This window comes from Enterobacter cloacae complex sp. EB5 (assembly GCF_031432835.1).
In the GTDB taxonomy this organism is placed as follows: Bacteria; Pseudomonadota; Gammaproteobacteria; order Enterobacterales; family Enterobacteriaceae; genus Enterobacter; species Enterobacter hormaechei_C.
The window spans coordinates 17,337-35,335 of the sequence record NZ_CP133863.1 but is presented as its reverse complement, the minus strand read 5'-3'; the positions used below and the strand labels follow the sequence as shown (position 1 = coordinate 35,335).

The 17,999-nt window shown below is 57.3% G+C and carries 12 protein-coding genes and 1 pseudogene; 6 read left to right on the top strand and 7 right to left on the bottom strand.

Going from position 1 to position 17,999, the window contains the following annotated elements; all coding sequences use genetic code 11:
• Positions 1 to 10 precede the first annotated feature (10 nt).
• Entirely contained in the window at positions 11 to 187 is a 177-nt protein-coding gene (locus RHN82_RS23450; protein ID WP_154597702.1) for a hypothetical protein, read from the top strand.
• Between the two features lie 126 nt (positions 188 to 313).
• Here RHN82_RS23450 and RHN82_RS23445 read toward each other — a convergent pair.
• Positions 314 to 1,434 (bottom strand): IS3-like element ISSen4 family transposase gene (locus tag RHN82_RS23445; RefSeq protein WP_085950818.1). Its coding sequence is split into 2 segments (ribosomal slippage): positions 314 to 1,176 and positions 1,176 to 1,434, totalling 1,122 coding nucleotides; the frame shifts between segments, so codons are not numbered across the junction.
• 208 nt (positions 1,435 to 1,642) lie between these two features.
• Between RHN82_RS23445 and RHN82_RS23440 the strand changes: the two genes are divergently transcribed.
• From RHN82_RS23440 to repA, 5 genes and pseudogenes are all read left to right on the top strand, one after another.
• Positions 1,643 to 1,954, top strand: coding sequence for a hypothetical protein (locus RHN82_RS23440; RefSeq protein ID WP_015572115.1), 312 nt, complete (start codon positions 1,643 to 1,645; stop codon positions 1,952 to 1,954).
• A 117-nt stretch (positions 1,955 to 2,071) separates the two neighbouring features.
• Positions 2,072 to 4,663, top strand: coding sequence for a type IV conjugative transfer system coupling protein TraD (gene traD, locus RHN82_RS23435; protein ID WP_015572116.1), 2,592 nt, complete (start codon positions 2,072 to 2,074; stop codon positions 4,661 to 4,663).
• Positions 4,660 to 10,074, top strand: coding sequence for a conjugative transfer relaxase/helicase TraI (gene traI / locus RHN82_RS23430; RefSeq protein ID WP_045418025.1), 5,415 nt, complete (start codon positions 4,660 to 4,662; stop codon positions 10,072 to 10,074). Before traD ends, traI begins: the two co-directional genes overlap by 4 nt.
• 28 nt (positions 10,075 to 10,102) lie before the next feature.
• The gene (locus tag RHN82_RS23425) at positions 10,103 to 10,891 is read left to right on the top strand and encodes a DsbA family protein (protein ID WP_015572118.1); all 789 of its coding nucleotides are present in this window, start codon (positions 10,103 to 10,105) and stop codon (positions 10,889 to 10,891) included.
• 580 nt (positions 10,892 to 11,471) lie between these two features.
• Positions 11,472 to 12,092, top strand: a pseudogene (gene repA, locus RHN82_RS23420) (plasmid replication initiator RepA); the annotation flags it as partial.
• A gap of 275 nt (positions 12,093 to 12,367) precedes the next feature.
• On the opposite strand, the gene RHN82_RS23415 reads toward repA, so the two are convergent.
• The 6 genes from RHN82_RS23415 to merD form a co-directional block, all read right to left on the bottom strand.
• Entirely contained in the window at positions 12,368 to 13,372 is a 1,005-nt protein-coding gene (locus tag RHN82_RS23415; protein WP_000427623.1) for an IS110-like element IS4321 family transposase, read from the bottom strand.
• A 78-nt stretch (positions 13,373 to 13,450) separates the two neighbouring features.
• On the bottom strand, positions 13,451 to 16,423 hold the full coding sequence (locus RHN82_RS23410) for a Tn3 family transposase (protein ID WP_047052694.1): 2,973 nt from the start codon (positions 16,421 to 16,423) through the stop codon (positions 13,451 to 13,453).
• A 2-nt stretch (positions 16,424 to 16,425) separates the two neighbouring features.
• On the bottom strand, positions 16,426 to 16,983 hold the full coding sequence (locus RHN82_RS23405; protein ID WP_001162012.1) for a recombinase family protein: 558 nt from the start codon (positions 16,981 to 16,983) through the stop codon (positions 16,426 to 16,428).
• A gap of 129 nt (positions 16,984 to 17,112) precedes the next feature.
• Positions 17,113 to 17,325 carry a DUF3330 domain-containing protein gene (locus tag RHN82_RS23400; RefSeq protein ID WP_000993245.1) on the bottom strand — a complete coding sequence of 71 codons (213 nt, stop codon included), beginning with the start codon at positions 17,323 to 17,325 and terminating at the stop codon, positions 17,113 to 17,115.
• A 65-nt stretch (positions 17,326 to 17,390) separates the two neighbouring features.
• Entirely contained in the window at positions 17,391 to 17,627 is a 237-nt protein-coding gene (gene merE / locus RHN82_RS23395) for a broad-spectrum mercury transporter MerE (protein ID WP_001087807.1), read from the bottom strand.
• Positions 17,624 to 17,989, bottom strand: a complete 366-nt coding sequence (gene merD / locus RHN82_RS23390; protein WP_001277466.1) for a mercury resistance co-regulator MerD — start codon at positions 17,987 to 17,989, stop codon at positions 17,624 to 17,626. Before merD ends, merE begins: the two co-directional genes overlap by 4 nt.
• Positions 17,990 to 17,999: the final 10 nt, after the last annotated feature.

Below are 17,999 nucleotides of genomic sequence, written 5' to 3'. Positions count from 1 at the left end.
ATGGTGAAGCATGATTAGTTTTGATCTTGGAAGCGATGGATTCAAAGCGGAGTGTAGTGATAACGATACGGCAGAAATAATTGTCGCTAGCGCTGTTGGTGTTGCCGTAGTCGCCCTAGCCTCTGCGGGCGCTTATGCCATTGTGAACAAAGTGTCTGAGTCGGTAATTCAGTTGATTGAAGAGTGATTATTTAGTTCGATATCTTTACAAGCTTAAGCCAAAAGCTCGCCATGCGAGCTTTTTCATGCTCTTCGTATTATGCGACGTTATGGTAAATAGTCTGTGACCTGCCCCCACGATTAGATACAACACTCAGTTAGTAACGTCGGAATCTTCATTCTCAGAATGACCCTTTCTCCAGCCCGCTGCAAATTCAGACGGTGTCTGATAATTCAGCGTGGAGTGCGGGCGGCATTCGTTATAATCCTGCCGCCAGTCATTAATAATTTTCCTGGCATGAACGATATCGCTGAACCAGTGCTCATTCAAACATTCATCGCGAAATCGTCCGTTAAAGCTCTCAATAAATCCGTTCTGCGTTGGCTTGCCCGGCTGGATTAAGCGCAACTCAACACCATGCTCAAAGGCCCATTGATCCAGTGCACGGCAAGTGAACTCCGGCCCCTGGTCAGTTCTTATCGTCGCCGGATAGCCTCGAAACAGTGCAATGCTGTCCAGAATACGCGTGACCTGAACGCCTGAAATCCCAAAGGCAACAGTGACCGTCAGGCATTCCTTTGTGAAATCATCGACGCAGGTAAGACACTTGATCCTGCGACCGGTGGAAAGTGCGTCCATGACGAAATCCATCGACCAGGTCAGATTGGGCGCCGCCGGACGGAGCAGCGGCAGACGTTCTGTTGCCAGCCCTTTACGACGTCTTCTGCGTTTTACGCCCAGGCCACTGAGGTGATAAAGCCGGTACACGCGCTTATGATTAACATGAAGCCCTTCACGGCGCAGCAACTGCCAAATACGACGGTAGCCAAAACGCCTGCGCTCCAGTGCCAGCTCAGTGATGCGCCCTGATAAATGCGCATCAGCAGCCGGACGGTGAGCCTCATAGCGGCAGGTCGACAGGGATAAACCTGTAAGCCTGCAGGCACGACGTTGCGACAGACCGGTCGCATCACACATCAACATCACGGCTTCCCGCTTCTGGTCTGTCGTCAGTACTTTCGCCCAAGAGCCACCTGAAGCGCCTCTTTATCCAGCATGGCTTCGGCAAGCAGCTTCTTGAGTCTGGTGTTCTCTTCCTCAAGCGACTTCAGGCGCTTAACTTCAGGCACCTCCATACCGCCATACTTCTTACGCCAGGTGTAAAACGTGGCATCGGAAATGGCATGCTTGCGGCAGAGTTCACGGGCGGGTACCCCAGCTTCGGCTTCGCGGAGAATACTGATGATCTGTTCGTCGGAAAAACGCTTCTTCATGGGGATGTCCTCATGTGGCTTATGAAGACATTACTAACATCGGGGTGTACTAATCAACGGGGAGCAGGTCAGACCGAGTTCATTTCGGGCAGGGTGCGTCAGTGCTTTCTGTCAGTTACCAGTGATTACGCTTCCTCGCATGACTGCGCCTGGCGCAGCCCTGCCTGCGGCGAGCGTCGCGTCCTTAATTTCAAGGAGTTCGTCCATCATGATGCATCAGAGAAATGAACGTGCAGATTACTCAGCTGAATTCTGGTCACTTATCCATCTGGAAAGCGAGCTGATGGCAGCAAGGGCCTGGATGAATGTATTCGGTTCACTTCCTGAGGGGCAGGGTATGACCATTGTTGCTTTCTGGGCTGGCTATGAATTTACCCTTTACGATCTGGAGCCCCGGGGGTGGCATTCAGCGGTTTATAGGGATGTGGCCTCGTCAGTCCGTTCTGTGGCTGCATACATTAATAAACAGGACTGGGAGGACGGATGTCAGCAGGCCAGGTATGAACTGAGTCAGATGTAATAACCTGACGATTAACCCCCACGCGGTACCACATTTTTTCATCACCCTTTTCAACGTTTCTTCTCTGATAACACACATCACCGAGCAGGTGATGCGATAACGGCCGGACAACACGCTATGAGCTTCGCAGGAAAAAACCTCACCCAGGGCGGGCAGATGACCGCCTACCGCTGGCGCATGTTCATTCAGGTGAACAACTGGATAGGATTCTGGATCTTCATCCTGTTCGCCGTACTGACTACCGCCATCTTTCTCTGGCGAATCCCTCAGGAAGCCCTGGATAACGGTTCCCTGTGGTGGTTCGCCAGTATCAACAGCAGCTTTATTGACCTGATGCCGGCATCGGGAACGCCAAAAATCTACGACGTCCACTACTGGTATGCGCCAACGGCGACGGCAATGGTGCTCAAAATGACCCTGCCGCAGATTTATACCGACCCGTACATGCAGGCGATGGGCGACCAGTGCCTGCGTGAGCTGCAGTGGGCAGCCGGTGGCAGCGGGCTGTTCTGTATGGTGGTGTTTATCGCCGTGACCTGGTTTATCGCCAATATCGGCAGAAAGGAAAGTGAAGATGAATACATTTCCGGGATGCAGCTGACTGATAAGCCAGCTGAAGTGAACAAGCTCCTGCGTAAAAACGGTGAGTTCTCTGACCTGCGCGTGGGTGATCTGCATATGGTCAGGATGGCGGAGGTACTCAACTTCCTGATGCATGGCACTATCGGGGTGGGGAAGTCGACGCTGATACGCTGGTTACTCGACTACATCCGCAAACGCGGTGACCGGGCCATCATCTACGACTCAGGTTGTACCTTCACAGAAACCCACTATAACCCGTCTACCGATATTATCCTTAACGCCCACGACGAGCGATGTGCCAACTGGCAGATGTGGGGTGAGTGCGTTGACGCGGTCGATTACGACAACCTGGCCGCCAGCCTCATTCCGGTAGAAGGGGAATCCGATCCGTTCTGGGTATCCAGCTCGAGAACCATTTATGCCGACCTTGCAATTCGTATGTCAACGGACCCGGAACGGAGCATTGAGAAGTTCCTCAAAACCCTGCTGTCCCTCAGCATGAAAAATCTGCGTGACTATCTGGCCAACACGCCCTCAGCCAACCTGGTTGAGGAGAAGATCGAGAAAACGGCCATTTCCATTCGCTCAGTGGTAACCAACTACGCCAAAGCCCTTCGCTATCTGCAGGGGCTGGATGACGGCACCAGGCCGCCGTTCACCATCCGGGAGTGGATGACGCAGGAGCGCTATGACAGCAGCTGGCTGTTTATTTCAACACAGGCCCGTCACCGCAAGAGTGTACGCCCGCTGATCTCACTGTGGGTATCTCTGGCCACGCTGATGCTGCAGAGCATGGGAGAGAACAGCGACCGCCGCGTATGGTTCATTATCGATGAAGCCCCCAGCCTGCAGCGCATCCCCGAGCTGGCCGAGACGCTTGCCGAGGCGCGTAAGTTTGGCGGATGTTTCGTGCTGGGGATGCAGAACATGGCCCAGCTGGTTCACGTCTACGGCCGCGAGCTGGCCAAAAGTATCTTCGACCTGATGAACACCCGTATGTACGGCCGCTCACCGAGTGCGGAGATGGCCAAAGTGGTGGAAGAGGAGCTGGGCAACCAGCGTAAGCGCAAAATCCGCGAGCAGAACAGCTACGGTCTGGACCAGGTGCGTGACGGTGTGTCCCTCGGTAAGGACGAGGTCAATAACCCGATTGTCGACTACGAGCAGATCATGCGTCTGCCGAACCTCAACTTTTATGTGCGCCTCCCGGGGGAGTATCCGGTCGTCCGTCTGAAGCTGAAATATCGCGCGCTGAAGAAACGGCAGGCAGGCCTCATTGAGCGCAATATCCGCGATGCGCTCAGTCCGGAGCTTGAGAGGGTTATTCAGGAGAACGAGCGCGCAGCGGCAGCTGCCGGTCTGACGTTCCCGACCGGTGAAGAAGTGCTGGAGAAGGGAAGCGAAATGTCAGCCGCAGCTGACGGTACGGCTCATGTTGCTTCTGCCGGTACGCCGGCATCATCGCCCGTCGAAAAAAAGACAGCAACACCAGAGACAGCGCCGAAGCCTCCTCAGGGCACAGTGCCTGAACGGAAACAGGTTGCTGTCATGGAGCCTGTTATCTCCGGTTCTGCGACAGTCGTACCGGAAGAGGGGGGCGGAAAACACAACACGGTGACACCTCCTGTCATTGCAGAGAAAAAAGATAACGTTGTTTCTCTCCGTTCTGTTGGCGCAATGAAAAAACCGACTGAAGCACCGGGCAAATTACCGGTCTCTCCCGGAGTGACCGGTCACCCGGGTACCGCTGACTCTGTACAAACAATGCCCGATGCCCTCAAGGCCCTGCGAAACCGACATCATGTACCGGAACCACCTGTCGCCTCACCTCTGAGCATGCTGCACAGGGCACGCCAGCGGCCGGCCTCTTCGGAAAGCGATCCGCAGACAGAGGAAAACGGCGGTGAGTCCATGAACCTCGACATGAAAGTGACGGCACTGCCTGACGGCGGCCTGAGTGTGACGACGGCAGGGAAGCCAGTGACACCGAAAACCCCGGATGAAGCCCACGGTACTCACCGGCAGCTGGCGCAGGAAGAAGAGAACATTTTAATTCACCGTCACGCGGACGACCCGGGTTACGACGAAAACGACCATTACTATTACGACAGAGAGCCTGAATTATGATGTCAGTCGCCCCAGTAGCGTCAGCCGGCGAGGCTGCAGGCTACTACAGCAATTCCGATAACTACTATTTTCTGGGCAGCCTTCAGAGCCTCTGGATGGGGGAAGGTGCAAAAGCGCTGGGCCTTGAGGGCAATGTCCGTGGCGATGATCTCACGGCCGTCCTCGAGGGCCGCCTGCCGGACGGCTCACGGCTTGGCAAGGAGGTTAACGGACAGCACGTCCACCGTCCCGGCCATGACCTGACCTTTTCCGCCCCCAAAAGCGTGTCCATTCTGGCACTTATCGGCAACGATAAAGAAATGGTGGAAGCACATAACCACGCGGTCCGTGTGGCGGCCGGCTATGTGGAGAAGCTCATCTCGGCCCGCGACACGAAAGACGGCGTCACGTCCATCGTACACACCGGCAAGATGGTGGCAGCTGCTTACACGCATGACACGTCACGTAATCTTGACCCGCAGCTGCACACCCATCTCCTGATTGCCAACATGACGGAGTATACGGGCAAATGGAAAGCCCTGGCCACGGACTATATCCATAACGCGGGCTTTATCGAAACCGTCATGAAGCATCAGGTCACGCTTGGGAAAATTTATCGCAGCGCGCTGCGTGAGCGGGTTGAAGCGCTCGGCCATGAAGTGGAAGAAGTAGGCAAGCATGGCATGTGGGAGATTAAGGGCGTTCCGGAAGACGTCAGGGACGAATATTCCTCCCGGGGCAGGGAAATTCAGGGTGCCGTGGGGGCTGAAGCCACGCTGCGCAGCCGGGATGTGGCCGCCAAAGACACCCGCAGGGCGAAAGTCGACCCTTCGAGGATGCGCCTGATGGAACGCTGGCTGGGCCAGATGAAGGAGAAGGGATTTGACCTGAAGGCGTATCAGGAGAGCGTGGTGCCGCGTGATGCAGGTCTTCGTGAGACCGCGCCTCAGCCGGAGCGAGATCACCAGGCTAAGCCGGTTCCTGCCGGGCCTGAGCTGGCTTCTCTGCAGACGTCGTCCAGGGCAGAAAAGAGCGTCGATACACCTGCTCAACCCGCAGAACGGGAGAGCCAGTCCCGTCAGGCTGTAACACAGCCGGCTGACACACTGCGTCAGACGGTACAGACCGGCCCCGAAAAGACGCCGGCGACCAGGAGCGTTCCTGCAGCGCAGCTGGACACTGAAATACCCCGCCCGGAACTGACTGAGTCTGTCCGGCTGGCCATCTCGCAGCTCAGCGACAGTAAAACGCGCTTCACCTTTGGCGAGCTGATGATGACCACCGCTGAGCTGAGTGAACAGCTGCCGGAGATTCAGGAAATTCGTGTGGCCATCGATGCGGCGCTGAAGGACGGCATGATTGTACCGCTGGACAGTGAGAAAGGGGTCTTTACCTCCCGTATTCACCTGCTTGATGAACTCTCGATCCAGGCGCTGAGTCAGGAACATCTCAAATCCACAAAAGTCGTCAGTTTCACCCGCCCGGCGCAGTACGCGCCGGCGGCGCTGGAAGTGGTGGAGAAAGACGCCCTGGTTCTGATGAATGCCCCGTCAGGCGTGGCGGGTATCCGTGACCTGACCGCGCAGCTGGCCGGTATTGCCGGCGCGAACGGTCGTGACGTGCAGGTGCTGGCCAGCTCTGCCGAGCGCGCCATTTCGCTGGCGAAATCCGACGATTTGCGGGAACGGATCATCAGCCGGCAGCATGTTCTGAGCGGTGATTTCCACCTGAAACCCCAGAGCACGCTGATTATCGAAGGGGCAGAGCGTCTGGGGTTAAAGGAGACGCTGGTTCTGCTGGGCGAAGCGCGCGCGCAGGATGCACAGCTGGTCTTTCTCGACAGTGCCGGACGTCAGGCGAACGGTAACGCCATGTCCGTGCTGGAGTCCGCGGGGGTTGCCCGCTCCCGCCGCACGGAGCCGGCGCCCGGGCTTGAGGCCGAAGTGGTCAGTATTCCGAACAAACGCGACCGTTACGAGGCGCTGGCCAACCGGTTTGCAGAGCTGAGCGGAGGAACTGAAAACGTCACCGCCGTTGTGGTCGGCAGGCGTGAACAGGCACAGCTGACGGGCCTGGTACGTGAGGCGCTGCAGAACGCAGGACAGCTGGGGCGCGACGGCGTGGAGATAGAGGCCCGGCAGCCGGTCTGGCTCGACAGCAAAACGCGCCGCATGCCCGGTTCATACCGTCCCGGGATGGTACTTGAAGATCGCACGGACGCAAAAGCGCGTAAGTCGTATGTGATTGACCGGGTGCATGAGGACACGCGAGTCCTCTCGCTCATCGACGGGGACGGCGTGCTGACCCGGATGAAAATCGGCGATATCAGCGCTGACTGGCGTCTCTTCAGCCGCGAAACCCTCAGTGTGGCCACCGGCGAAAAACTGCTGGCCGTGGCGGGGGATCGTGAGCACAGCCTGAAGGCAAAAGACCGTCTTGAGGTGACCGGGATAAGTGAAAAGGGGATTGAGGTGAAACGGGGGGAAGAGACCCTGACGCTGCCAAAAGACCAGCCGCTCTACCTGTCGCATGCCTACGTGACCGCGCCGGGCGGCCGGGATAACGACACCGGTGTGGTGCTGGCCGCACTGAACAGCCGCGACATATCGACCCAGACCATGAATTCGCTGGCACAGAGTGGCCACCGGGCGGAAGTGTTCACAGCCGAAGTACAGGACCGGGCTGAAGCCCGGCTGCAGCGCATGAAGACCAGTGCCTCTCCCGTGCAGCTGGTCAGAAACCTGAGCGGTCACCAGGACATCAGTCAGGCGGTGGATTCACTGCATGACAGCGTCCGGACGGACGCCGGGCTGGCCGTCTGGCGTGCCATCAATGACCAGCGCACTGTGGTATTCAGCGAACTGAAGCTGGCGACGGAAGCGCAGAAATATCATCCCGACCTTGAAGCTATCGGGAATGAAATTGGCGCGATGATTAAAAATGGCGAGCTGTTGTCCGTATCCGCAGGGGGAGAGCCGGTACTGGTTTCCCGGTCCACCTGGGAGATGGAGAAAGCCATTCTGCGTGTGGTGGAGGAAGGGAAAGGCACACAGCAGCCGTTGCTGGAACAGGTACCGGAAGCCGTGCTGAACGGACTCACCGATGGCCAGAAAAAGGCGACCACCCTGGTGCTGGGAACCACGGATCAGTTTATCGGGATTCAGGGCTATGCCGGCGTGGGGAAAACCACGCAGCTGAAGGCGGTGATATCTGCACTGGAGACCATACCGGCGGACGTTCGTCCGGTGATGACGGGGCTTGCCCCGACGCACCAGGCGGTGAAGGAGATGAGCGACGTCGGTGTCCGGGCGCAGACCATCAAATCTTTTATCGTTGAACATGACCAGGCGACGGCCGCAGGCGGTAAGCCCGACTATAAAGGACAGGTGTTTCTTATCGATGAGTCCTCAATGGCAGGCAACCAGGATACGGCGGCACTGTTCCAGGCCATTGCCAGCGGCGGCGGTCGCGCGGTCTCGATGGGGGATATCGACCAGTTTGAATCGGTCGACGTGGGCGCACCGTTTAAGCTGATGCAGGAGCGCAGCCCGATGGATGTGGCCATCATGAAGCAAATCGTCCGCCAGAAAGACCTGCAGCTGCGCGGTGCCGTTCACGACATCATTGATAACCGGATCGATGCGGCCCTGCAGCGCATTGAAACCCAGCCGGCTGACCGTGTGGCGCGTAGCGCTTCAGCCTCGCTCCCGGGGAGTGCCATTCAGGAAACGGAGACGCCTGTTAACGACATCGTGGCTGACTGGACGGACCGGACGCCGGAGGCGCGGTCCCGTACCCTCATTATCACCCAGCTGAACGCCGACCGTCGTGCGGTAAATGCCGGCATTCATGCTGTGCTGGCTGCCCGGGGAGAACTGGGGGAGAAGGCCATTACGGTGCCGGTGCTCGATAAAATCACCCACACCCGTCATGAGTTCAATAAAACCGATGCCTGGGAAGCCGGGATGGTGGTTAAACGCGGCGATCGTTACCAGGACGTGCTGGCCGTTGACCGCAACGGCAGTACGGTCACGGTACGCGATGAGGAGGGGAAGATTGGACTGTATTCCCTGAAGGAACTCATCACCGGCGACGTGCAGCTGTTTCGCCGCAGCGAGAGGGAAGTCCGTGCCGGCGATCTGCTGAAGTTCACGGCGACAGACAAGGAGCAGGGACAGATGGCCAGCCAGCGCTATACGGTCGAGTCGGTCAGCGAAACGGGCAATATTCGTCTGAAGGGGGAAAACGGCCGCATTACCATCAATCCTCAGGCGGTCAGGGCGCAGCAGCATATTGACTACGGCTGGGCCGTCACCGGGTACGGTGCTCAGGGGGCCAGTAGCGACTATGTCATTGCGCTTGAGGGCACGGAAGGCGGGCGTAAGGCACTTGCCTCCCGTTGCGCCTTCTACATCTCGGCCTCGCGCGTGAAAGAGCACGTCCAGATTTATACCGACGGGAAGGCGGACTGGGTTAAGGCGGTAAAAACGCCGGAGCGGGATATCAAAACGGCGCACGATGCGCTGGCGCCAGAAACGCAGCGTAAACAGGCGAAAGCCATCTGGGCAATGGGACAGCCGGTGAATAAAACGGCCATGGGCCGCGCCTGGGTGCGCCATCAGGGCATGCAGGACGCGTCACTGACGGCAAAAATCATCCCGGCCACCCGGCGCTTTCCCGAACCGGCGCTGGCGCTGCCGGTGTATGACAACAACGGCCGGAGTGCGGGCCTGGCTCTGGTTTCCCTGGTTGCCAGCCCGGAAGGGCGGATGACACAGGGGGAGACCCGGATGGTCATGACAGAACGTGCCCGTGGTGCGGTACTGCAGCGAAGCCAGTCAGGCAACACGATTGTGGCCAGTGACCTGGCGGCCGCGCTTGATGCAGTACGACATCACCCGAAGGATGGTGTGGTCTGGCAGACCGGCGATGAGCCACCATCAGCACATCTGCTGAAAGTCAGCGGAGGTATCGTTACGGAGGCCGCATCAGAACACAAACTGATCCGTGACCAGGAGGAAACCACACGACAGACGGAAAAAGACATGCTTAACAAAGCCGTTAAAGCGGAAAAAGAAAAGAGTGAGACTCAGGAGCGTATTGTTGTGCCGGTGGAGGACGCGGTGCGTATTACGCCCGGGATGCTTGAGGTTGACGACCGGAATGAGCCAACGATTCCTGCCGGAAAAGTGCTCATTCAGGTTGCCAGCTCGGACAGCGTTAGCCACGATGAGATTGGCCGTCATATCAGGGCAGAAAAGGAACCATTGGCCAGCAAAGTTGCTTCGGAACGTGCGGGAGTCAGCCGCATTGTGAATGAGCTGGCCAATACCGAGCGGGATATTATCCGGCAACCCGAAAATAGCGAGCGCGGCCGCATGCCGGAGCGAGAAGAACAGACCCTCACCCGTACCATTCAGAAAGAACGTTAATCTCCCTTTTAACCATGAGACTCAGACGATGAAAGTACACAAATTAGCTGCATTAATAGTTACAACATACATAGGCTTTATTGCAACGGCACACGCTTCGGCCCCGCAGCTAGTCTTCAGCCCGGAGCAGGAGGCCCGTATCGGGGAAATCGCAGCAGACTACCTGGTGTCCCACCCGGAGATACTGGTAACGGTCAGTCATAAGCTGCAGGAACAGCAGGAGGCACGTAAGCAGAAGATGTTTGCACTCAGCGTGATGGAGAATCAGGCGAACCTTCTGCATGATCCGGACACACCGGTTTACGGTCCTGATAATGCAAAGGTCGCGGTGATTGAATTCTTTGATTACCAGTGCGTGTTCTGCAGCCGCTTCGCGCCGGAGCTGGAGAAGGTCATGAAAGCGCAGCCGGACGTCCGCTACCTCTTTAAGGAGTGGCCAATTTTTGGTGGTCGCTGGGAAGCCTCACTTCAGGCAGCGCAGCAGGGGCTGACGGTCTGGCAAAAGAAAGGGCCGCAGGCCTATGTCACCTATCACAATGCCATCTACGCCACCGGCCATAATGAAGGCAAGCTGACGGCGGAGGATATTCACGGGGCAGCGTCAAAGGCGGGGCTGACCACTCCAGCTCCTGGCGACCATACCGCGTCCCTTGAGAAAAATAGTAACCTGGCAGAGGCGCTGGGACTCACCGGAACGCCGGGGATCATCGTCATGCCCGTTAGCGGAGCCACTCCTGACACCATCACGGTCTTCCCGGAAGCCGTTACCGCTGAAAAACTCCAGGCTGCAATCCGGAAAGCCACCAGGGTGAAATGATCCTCAGTCCGAAGAACGTCTCCCGCCAGAGACTGTTTTTCATGTTCCGCGCGTAAATGCCATCTTCCTGTTCCGTTCTCCTGCGCTTCCTCGATCAGACCTGCCGGCCTGATACTGCGGCGAGCGCTGCCGGTTAAACGTCCCTTCAGGACAATTAGCACGCAAACAATGAACGCTAATCTGGCCTGACATCTGGAAATATTGCCAGCGAGAAGGTAGTATTCGGATCGTCAGCGATCGTCTTGTGGTGGGACAGATTGTTGATTCAGATTACTTTTGTGACCTAACTCAAACTGACGGTTTGACTGCTTTGTGGTGAGGCAGGCGGGTGGCAGAAGATGGTTTTACGGAAGAAATGCGGACTTCCGGAAACAGACAGGGACAGGACGTGTCCAGTAAAACGTTCAGGAGCAGGTGACGGGATTTCCCGGAGCCTGAATGCACAAACCCCCCGATATCTGCTACGAACTTGGCGGAACGTCAGATATCAGGGGGTCCAAAAGCAGGCGCGTTGCCTGTGAAGGATTATAACGCATGCACCATAGAAAACAACACCCGGCCGCCATAAGAACAGGCCGCCGTGAATGACAAGCAGATTTCTGTTCACTGGTCTGAGCTTCCGGCCGAAGAGTTAATCCGTTTCTGGCAGGACGTCGATGCCGGCACACAGGATAATTTTCTTACTGAGCCGGTCAAAAAGCGGACCCGCCGTAAGCGCGGTGAACACTCCACAAAAGCCAAATGTGAAAACCCGTCCTGGTTCCGTCCTGAGCATTATAAAAAGCTCTCCGGACAGCTCGGTCATGCCTACAATCGCCTGGTGAAAAAAGACAAAGAAACGGGGCAGGTCAGCCTGCGCATGCATGTTTCCCGTCACCCTCTCTATGTTGCCGGCCGCCGTAAAGCGGGACGTAAATATGGCTTCCGTCCGGAACGTCAGCGCCTGCTCGATGCGCTCTGGCCAGTGCTCATCAGCTTCTGTGATGCCGGCAAGCATACCGTTGGCATGTGTATCACCCGTCTTGCAAAAGAACTCAGTGCAAAGGACGCAAAAGGCAATGTCATTCCTGAAACGGAGGTGACGGTGTCACGCCTTTCACGGCTTATTGAGGAACAGGTACGGTTTGGCGTTCTGGGCCTTGCGGAAGAACGCACCTGGGATCGTGAATCCCGCTCCTGGCTGCCAACGTATGTTTATATGGGGTCCGCTTGGAAAACGGATCTATGGTCACTCCCGTTTTTGCAACACCGATTTTGACGACAAGTTGGCTTGCTTGAATCTATCCGGCGTCTGAATGGGATTTTATTCCCGCGCCTTGATGAGTTCCGCGCCTGATGAACCTCCAGAAAATATACGGCTTCAATGAGCCTTTCCGTTTTACAGGTTCCTCAACAGGCCGGTGGGCCGTTAGTATCATCAATATCAGTATTCGCAAAACCAGATCAGTAATTCTTTAAACCGGTGTATTTCTGCCGTTATGCTACATAAGTTTGCTGTCGTGCCGTTAGGGCCCAGGCTATTCTGGCCAGCTTGTTTGCCAGAGCACAAGTGACGACAAAGTTGCTTTTCCGGCACAGTAAATCCCTGACCCAATCGGCCAATTTGCCAGACTGGTGTTCCAGTTTTTGTATGAATACCCTGGCACATTGAACCAACAAAGTTCGGATCTTTTTATTACCTCGCTTACTAATTCCCAGCAATGTCGTCCTACCTCCCGTGCTGTACTGCCGAGGTACAAGCCCTGTTGCCGCCGCAAAGTCACGGCTGCTGGCGTACTGCTTCCCGTCGCCAATCTCAGTTGAAATAGTACTCGCTGTCAGTGTTCCGACGCAGGGAATGCTCAGCAAGCGCTGTCCAACCTCATCTTCGTCCAACTTTCGTTTCAACTGGGATTCCAAATCTTTAATCTGCTCAACAAGATAGTGATAATGCTGTTGTAATTTCAGCAATAACTGGCTGAGGTAAAGAGGCAAACTATTATCCTCAAGAATGGTACTCAGTCGGCTAATAACGGCAGCTCCTCGGGGAACGCTAATGCCAAATTCCAGCAGAAAAGCATGCATTTGATTGGTTGTTTTTACCTTATCCTGAACCAGGGATTCACGGACACGATGCAGAGCCCGCATTGCCTGCTGAGATTCCGTTCTGGGCTGCACAAAACGCATAGACGGACGCGATGCAGCTTCACAAATAGCTTCGGCGTCGACAAAGTCGTTTTTATTGCTTTTAACGAACGGGCGGACAAATTGTGGTGATATCAGCTTTGGGGAATGCCCCAACTCTTCCAACTTGCGTGCCATAAAGTGAGAACCGCCACAGGCTTCCATTGCGATGGTTGTAGCGGGGCATGTCGCCAAAAATTCGATCAACTTTGGCCGGGTAAATTTTTTACGGTAAACAGCCTTCCCGCGACGATCCTGGCAATGAATATGGAAAGAGTTTTTACCCAGATCGATACCAATGAGCGCAATGTTTTCCATGATAGTTCTCCGAATGAAAGCCTGTCCTCAGCATAGTACCGGGAAGGAGGGAGTGACCATCTCATTAAATAAAGCACGCTAAGCCGGTGGCAGCGGTCGCAATGGCCTAAACTTCCCCGCACCGAGCTTGGCGCTGCTGCGCCATAGGTAATCGCCGGTCAGGTTGATGTGCTCCCACCCCAGCGGCGACAGATATTGCAACAATGTGTCGTCCAGCGCCGTGCCGTTGCCACGCAAAGCACTGGTGGCACGCTCCAGATATACCGTGTTCCACAACACGATGGCCGCCGTCACCAGATTGAGGCCGCTGGCCCGGTAGCGCTGCTGCTCAAAACTGCGGTCGCGGATTTCACCCAATCGGTAGAAGAAGACCGCCCTGGCCAGCGCGTTGCGCGCCTCGCCCTTATTCAGCCCCGCATGGACGCGGCGGCGCAGCTCCACGCTTTGCAGCCAATCCAAAATGAACAGCGTGCGCTCGATGCGCCCCAGCTCGCGCAACGCCACGGCCAAGCCGTTCTGGCGCGGGTAGCTGCCGAGTTTGCGCAGCATCAGCGAAGCCGTTACCGTGCCTTGCTTGATGGAGGTGGCCAGCCGCAGAATTTCATCCCAATGGGCGCGTATTTGCTTGATGTTCAGCCTGTCGCTGCTAATCATCGGCTTGAGCGCGTCATAGGCGGCATCGCCCTTGGGGATGAATAGCTTGGTTTCGCCCAAGTCACGGATACGCGGCGCGAAGCGAAATCCCAGCAAATGCATCAAGCCAAACACGTGATCGGTGAAGCCTGCCGTGTCGGTGTAGTGTTCCTCGATGCGCAAGTCCGACTCGTGGTACAGCAGGCCATCAAGCACGTAAGTTGAATCACGAATGCCCACGTTGACCACCTTGGCACTGAAGGGCGCGTACTGGTCGGAGATATGGGTGTAGAAAGTCCGTCCTGGACTGCTTCCATACTTCGGGTTGATATGACCAGTGCTTTCTGCTTTGCTGCCGGTTCTGAAGTTCTGGCCGTCCGACGATGACGTGGTGCCGTCACCCCAGTTGCCGGCGAAGGGTTGCCGAAACTGCGCATTCACCAGCTCGGCCAGCGCCGTCGAATAGGTTTCATCGCGGATGTGCCAGGCTTGCAGCCAAGACAGCTTGGCGTAGGTGGTGCCAGGGCAGGACTCGGCCATTTTGGTCAGACCCAGGTTGATCGCGTCGGCCAGGATCGTCGTCAACAGCAAGGTTTTGTCCTTGGCCGTGTCGCTGGTCTTCAGGTGTGTGAAGTGGCGGGTGAAGCCCGTCCATTCATCGACCTCCATCAGCAACTCGGTGATTTTGAGGTGCGGCAGCAGCATAGCTGTCTGGTCGATCATGGCTTGCGCGGCGTCTGGTACTGCCGCGTCCAGCGGCGTGATCTTCAGGCCTGACGCGGTGGTGATGATGGCATCCGGTAAGTCGTTGGCCGCAGCCATGCGGTTGACTGTGGCGAGTTGCGCCTCCAACAATTCCAACCGGTCATGCAGGTATTGGTCGCAGTCGGTGGCCACTGCCAGCGGCAATTCGCTGGCCAGCTTCAAAGTGGCGAACTTCTCGACCGGCACCAGGTATTCGTCGAAGTCCTTGAACTGGCGAGAACCCTGCACCCAGACATCACCGGAGCGCAGCGCGTTCTTCAGCTCCGACAGGGCGCATAACTCGTAGTAACGCCGGTCGATGCCGTCGTCGGTCAGAACCAGCTTTGCCCAGCGCGGCTTGATGAATGCGGTTGGCGCATCGGCGGGCACCTTGCGCGCGCTGTCGCTGTTCATGCCGCGCAGCATGTCGATGGCATCGAGCACACCCTTGGCGGCGGGCGCAGCCCGCAATTTGAGCACGCCCAGGAACTGCGGCGCGTAGCGGCGTAGCGTGGCATAGCTTTCACCGATGTGGTGCAGGAAATCAAAGTCGGCAGGCCGCGCCAATGTTTGCGCTTCGGTGACGCTGGCGGCGAAGGTGTCCCAGGGCATAACGGCCTCGATGGCGGCGAACGGATCGCTGCCGCTTTGCTTGGCCTCAATCAACGCTTGACCGATGCGCCCATACATCCGCACCTTGTCGTTGATCGCCTTGCCGGAAGCCTGGAACTGCTGCTGATGCTTGTTCTTGGCCGCGTTGAACAGCTTGCCGATGATGCGATCGTGAAGGTCGATGATTTCATCGGTGACGGTGGCCATGCCTTCGATGGCCAGCGCTACCAGCGTGGCATAGCGTCGTTGCACCTCGAACTTTGCCAGATCAGCAGGCGTCATCTGGCCACCTTCACGAGCGATTTTGAGCAGGCGGTTCTGGTGAACCTGCCGCTCGATGCCTGCGGGCAGATCAAGTGCTTGCCAGGATTTCAGGCGCTCAATATGTTCGAGCATGTGGCGAGAGTTCGGTTTGGCAGGCGACTGGCGCAGCCATGCCAGCCACGTCACTTTACTGCCGTCCTTGCGCTTGAGAAGTTCGTCCAGGCGCTGACGGTGGGGTGATAACAAAGAATCGGTCAGCGCCGCGTAAATGCGTCGGTTGGCACGGGTGATGGCCTCGGCGCTTGCGCGCTCGATGGCATTCATGGCGGGCAGGATAATGCTCTGCCGCCGCAGATTCTCGACAAGTGCGCTCGCCAGCACGATGCCTTTGTCGGTCTGCAAGGCCAGCTCGGTCAATGTATGCACGGCTTGCCGATAGTGGCTCATGGTGAAGGGCTTGAACCCAAAAACCGTTTGCAGCTCGACCAAGTGCTCCCGCCGTGTCTGTTCGCGCTGGCCGTACTCGCTCCAACTTTCCACTGGCATCTTGAGTTGCGCGGCCACCATGCGCAACAGGGGCGGAAACGGAGGCTCATCGACGCCCAAAAAGGTGCCAGGGAATCGCAAGTAGCAAAGCTGCACAGCGAAGCCCAATCGATTCGCGGCGCCGCGACGCTGACGGATCACCGACAGGTCGGTTTCGTTGAACGTGTAGTGCCGTATCAGTTCGTCTTTGGCATCTGGCAGTGCCAGCAGGCTTTCGCGCTCGGTGGCGGACAGGATTGAGCGGCGTGGCATGGTCAGTCTTCCCGCAGGTACTGGTACAAGGTTTCGCGGCTGATGCCGAAGTCACGGGCCACCAAGGTTTTTTGGTCGCCTGCCGCAACTCGCCGTTTCAACTCGGCAATTTGTTCGCTGTTCAGCGATTTCTTTCGTCCCCGGTAGGCACCGCGCTGCTTGGCCAGCACGATTCCCTCGCGCTGACGTTCGCGGATCAGGGCGCGCTCGAACTCAGCGAAGGCTCCCATGACCGACAGCATCAGATTGGCCATCGGTGAGTCCTCGCCGGTGAACTTCAGCCCTTCTTTGACGAACTCCATGCGCACGCCCCGTTGTGTCAGCCCTTGGACGATGCGGCGCAGGTCATCAAGGTTGCGTGCCAGCCTGTCCATGCTATGCACCACCACGGTGTCGCCCTCGCGGACGAAGGCCAGCAGCCTTTCCAGCTCGGGACGCTGGGTGTCCTTGCCAGAAGCCTTGTCGGTGAACACCCGCGCCACCTGAACACCCTCCAATTGCCGTTCCGGGTTCTGGTCGAAGCTGCTGACGCGGACATAGCCGATGCGTTGACCTTGCAAGATGCCTCCAAAGGCAAAAGTGTCAGGATGAAATCTATTACCTTTGACGGAATATGTCAATCAATAGGAAATTTAACTCTATTCTGACATCGTTTGCACATGGCATCTGACATCAAGTTAGGGTATGCCTCAATCTGACGGCTGCGAACCGCCAGGGACAGGCGCAATGTCAGATTCTGTCGCGGCCTTGGCGCGTGCCTGGAAGCGTTCATAGCAATCCAGCCCGCAGAAATGTTCGACGTATTCCGCGCCTTCCGGGGTGAAGGCGGCATCGAGCGGAATTTCTTTGCAGCATACGCAGCAGGTGGTGCAACTGGCAGTGTTCGGGGCGTTTGCGTTCATGGTGGTACTCCTCCAGATTGGTAGCGAAGCTCAAAGCTGCCCACTCTCGGCTGGCTGGGAAGCGGTCATGATCTTCCCTTGAAGGCCCGCAGCAGCCGCGTCACAGACAGGACAAACAAGCCGGTCAGCGTGAGGGCTGCAATACCCCAGTGCTCCCCGATGAACGCGCCGGCCGTCGTGCCGGCTAGCACAATGGCGAGAATCGGCAAATGGCAGGGACAGGTGAGCACGGCCAGCGCGCCCCACAAGTAGCCGGTGATCGGTTTGTGCGTCTCAGACGGCAAGTGCTCTGGGCTGTTCATGGCAGACTCTCCGCGTGCTGTGCCGGTTCGGTTGGCATGGCGGCCAGTTGCATTTCGAGGCTGGCCAGGGCCTCGCGCCGACGCTCGACGAGTTGCCGCAACACGGCAAGCTGCGCAGACGCACCGTCACCGTCCGCAGCATCCAGCGCCCGGCACAGCCGCGCCAGTGCGTCCAGGCCGATACCCGCTTCGAAGGCAGCCCGTACAAAGCGCAGCCGTTGCAACGCGGTGTCATCGAACAAGCCGTAGCCGCCCGTGGTGTACGCGACCGGCCGTAGCAATCCGCGCAGCAGGTAGTCGCGCACGATATGCACGCTCACCCCGGCATCAAGGGCCAGCCGGGACACTGTGTAGGCGCTCATTGAACACCTC

Coding starts and splice junctions, on each gene's coding strand:
- RHN82_RS23450 (WP_154597702.1), top strand. CDS start 11: ATGATTAGTTTTGATCTTGGAAGCGATGGATTCAAAGCGGAGTGTAGT.
- RHN82_RS23440 (WP_015572115.1), top strand. CDS start 1,643: ATGATGCATCAGAGAAATGAACGTGCAGATTACTCAGCTGAATTCTGG.
- traD (WP_015572116.1), top strand. CDS start 2,072: ATGAGCTTCGCAGGAAAAAACCTCACCCAGGGCGGGCAGATGACCGCC.
- traI (WP_045418025.1), top strand. CDS start 4,660: ATGATGTCAGTCGCCCCAGTAGCGTCAGCCGGCGAGGCTGCAGGCTAC.
- RHN82_RS23425 (WP_015572118.1), top strand. CDS start 10,103: ATGAAAGTACACAAATTAGCTGCATTAATAGTTACAACATACATAGGC.
- RHN82_RS23415 (WP_000427623.1), bottom strand. CDS start 13,372: ATGGAAAACATTGCGCTCATTGGTATCGATCTGGGTAAAAACTCTTTC.
- RHN82_RS23410 (WP_047052694.1), bottom strand. CDS start 16,423: ATGCCACGCCGCTCAATCCTGTCCGCCACCGAGCGCGAAAGCCTGCTG.
- RHN82_RS23400 (WP_000993245.1), bottom strand. CDS start 17,325: ATGAACGCAAACGCCCCGAACACTGCCAGTTGCACCACCTGCTGCGTA.
- merE (WP_001087807.1), bottom strand. CDS start 17,627: ATGAACAGCCCAGAGCACTTGCCGTCTGAGACGCACAAACCGATCACC.
- merD (WP_001277466.1), bottom strand. CDS start 17,989: ATGAGCGCCTACACAGTGTCCCGGCTGGCCCTTGATGCCGGGGTGAGC.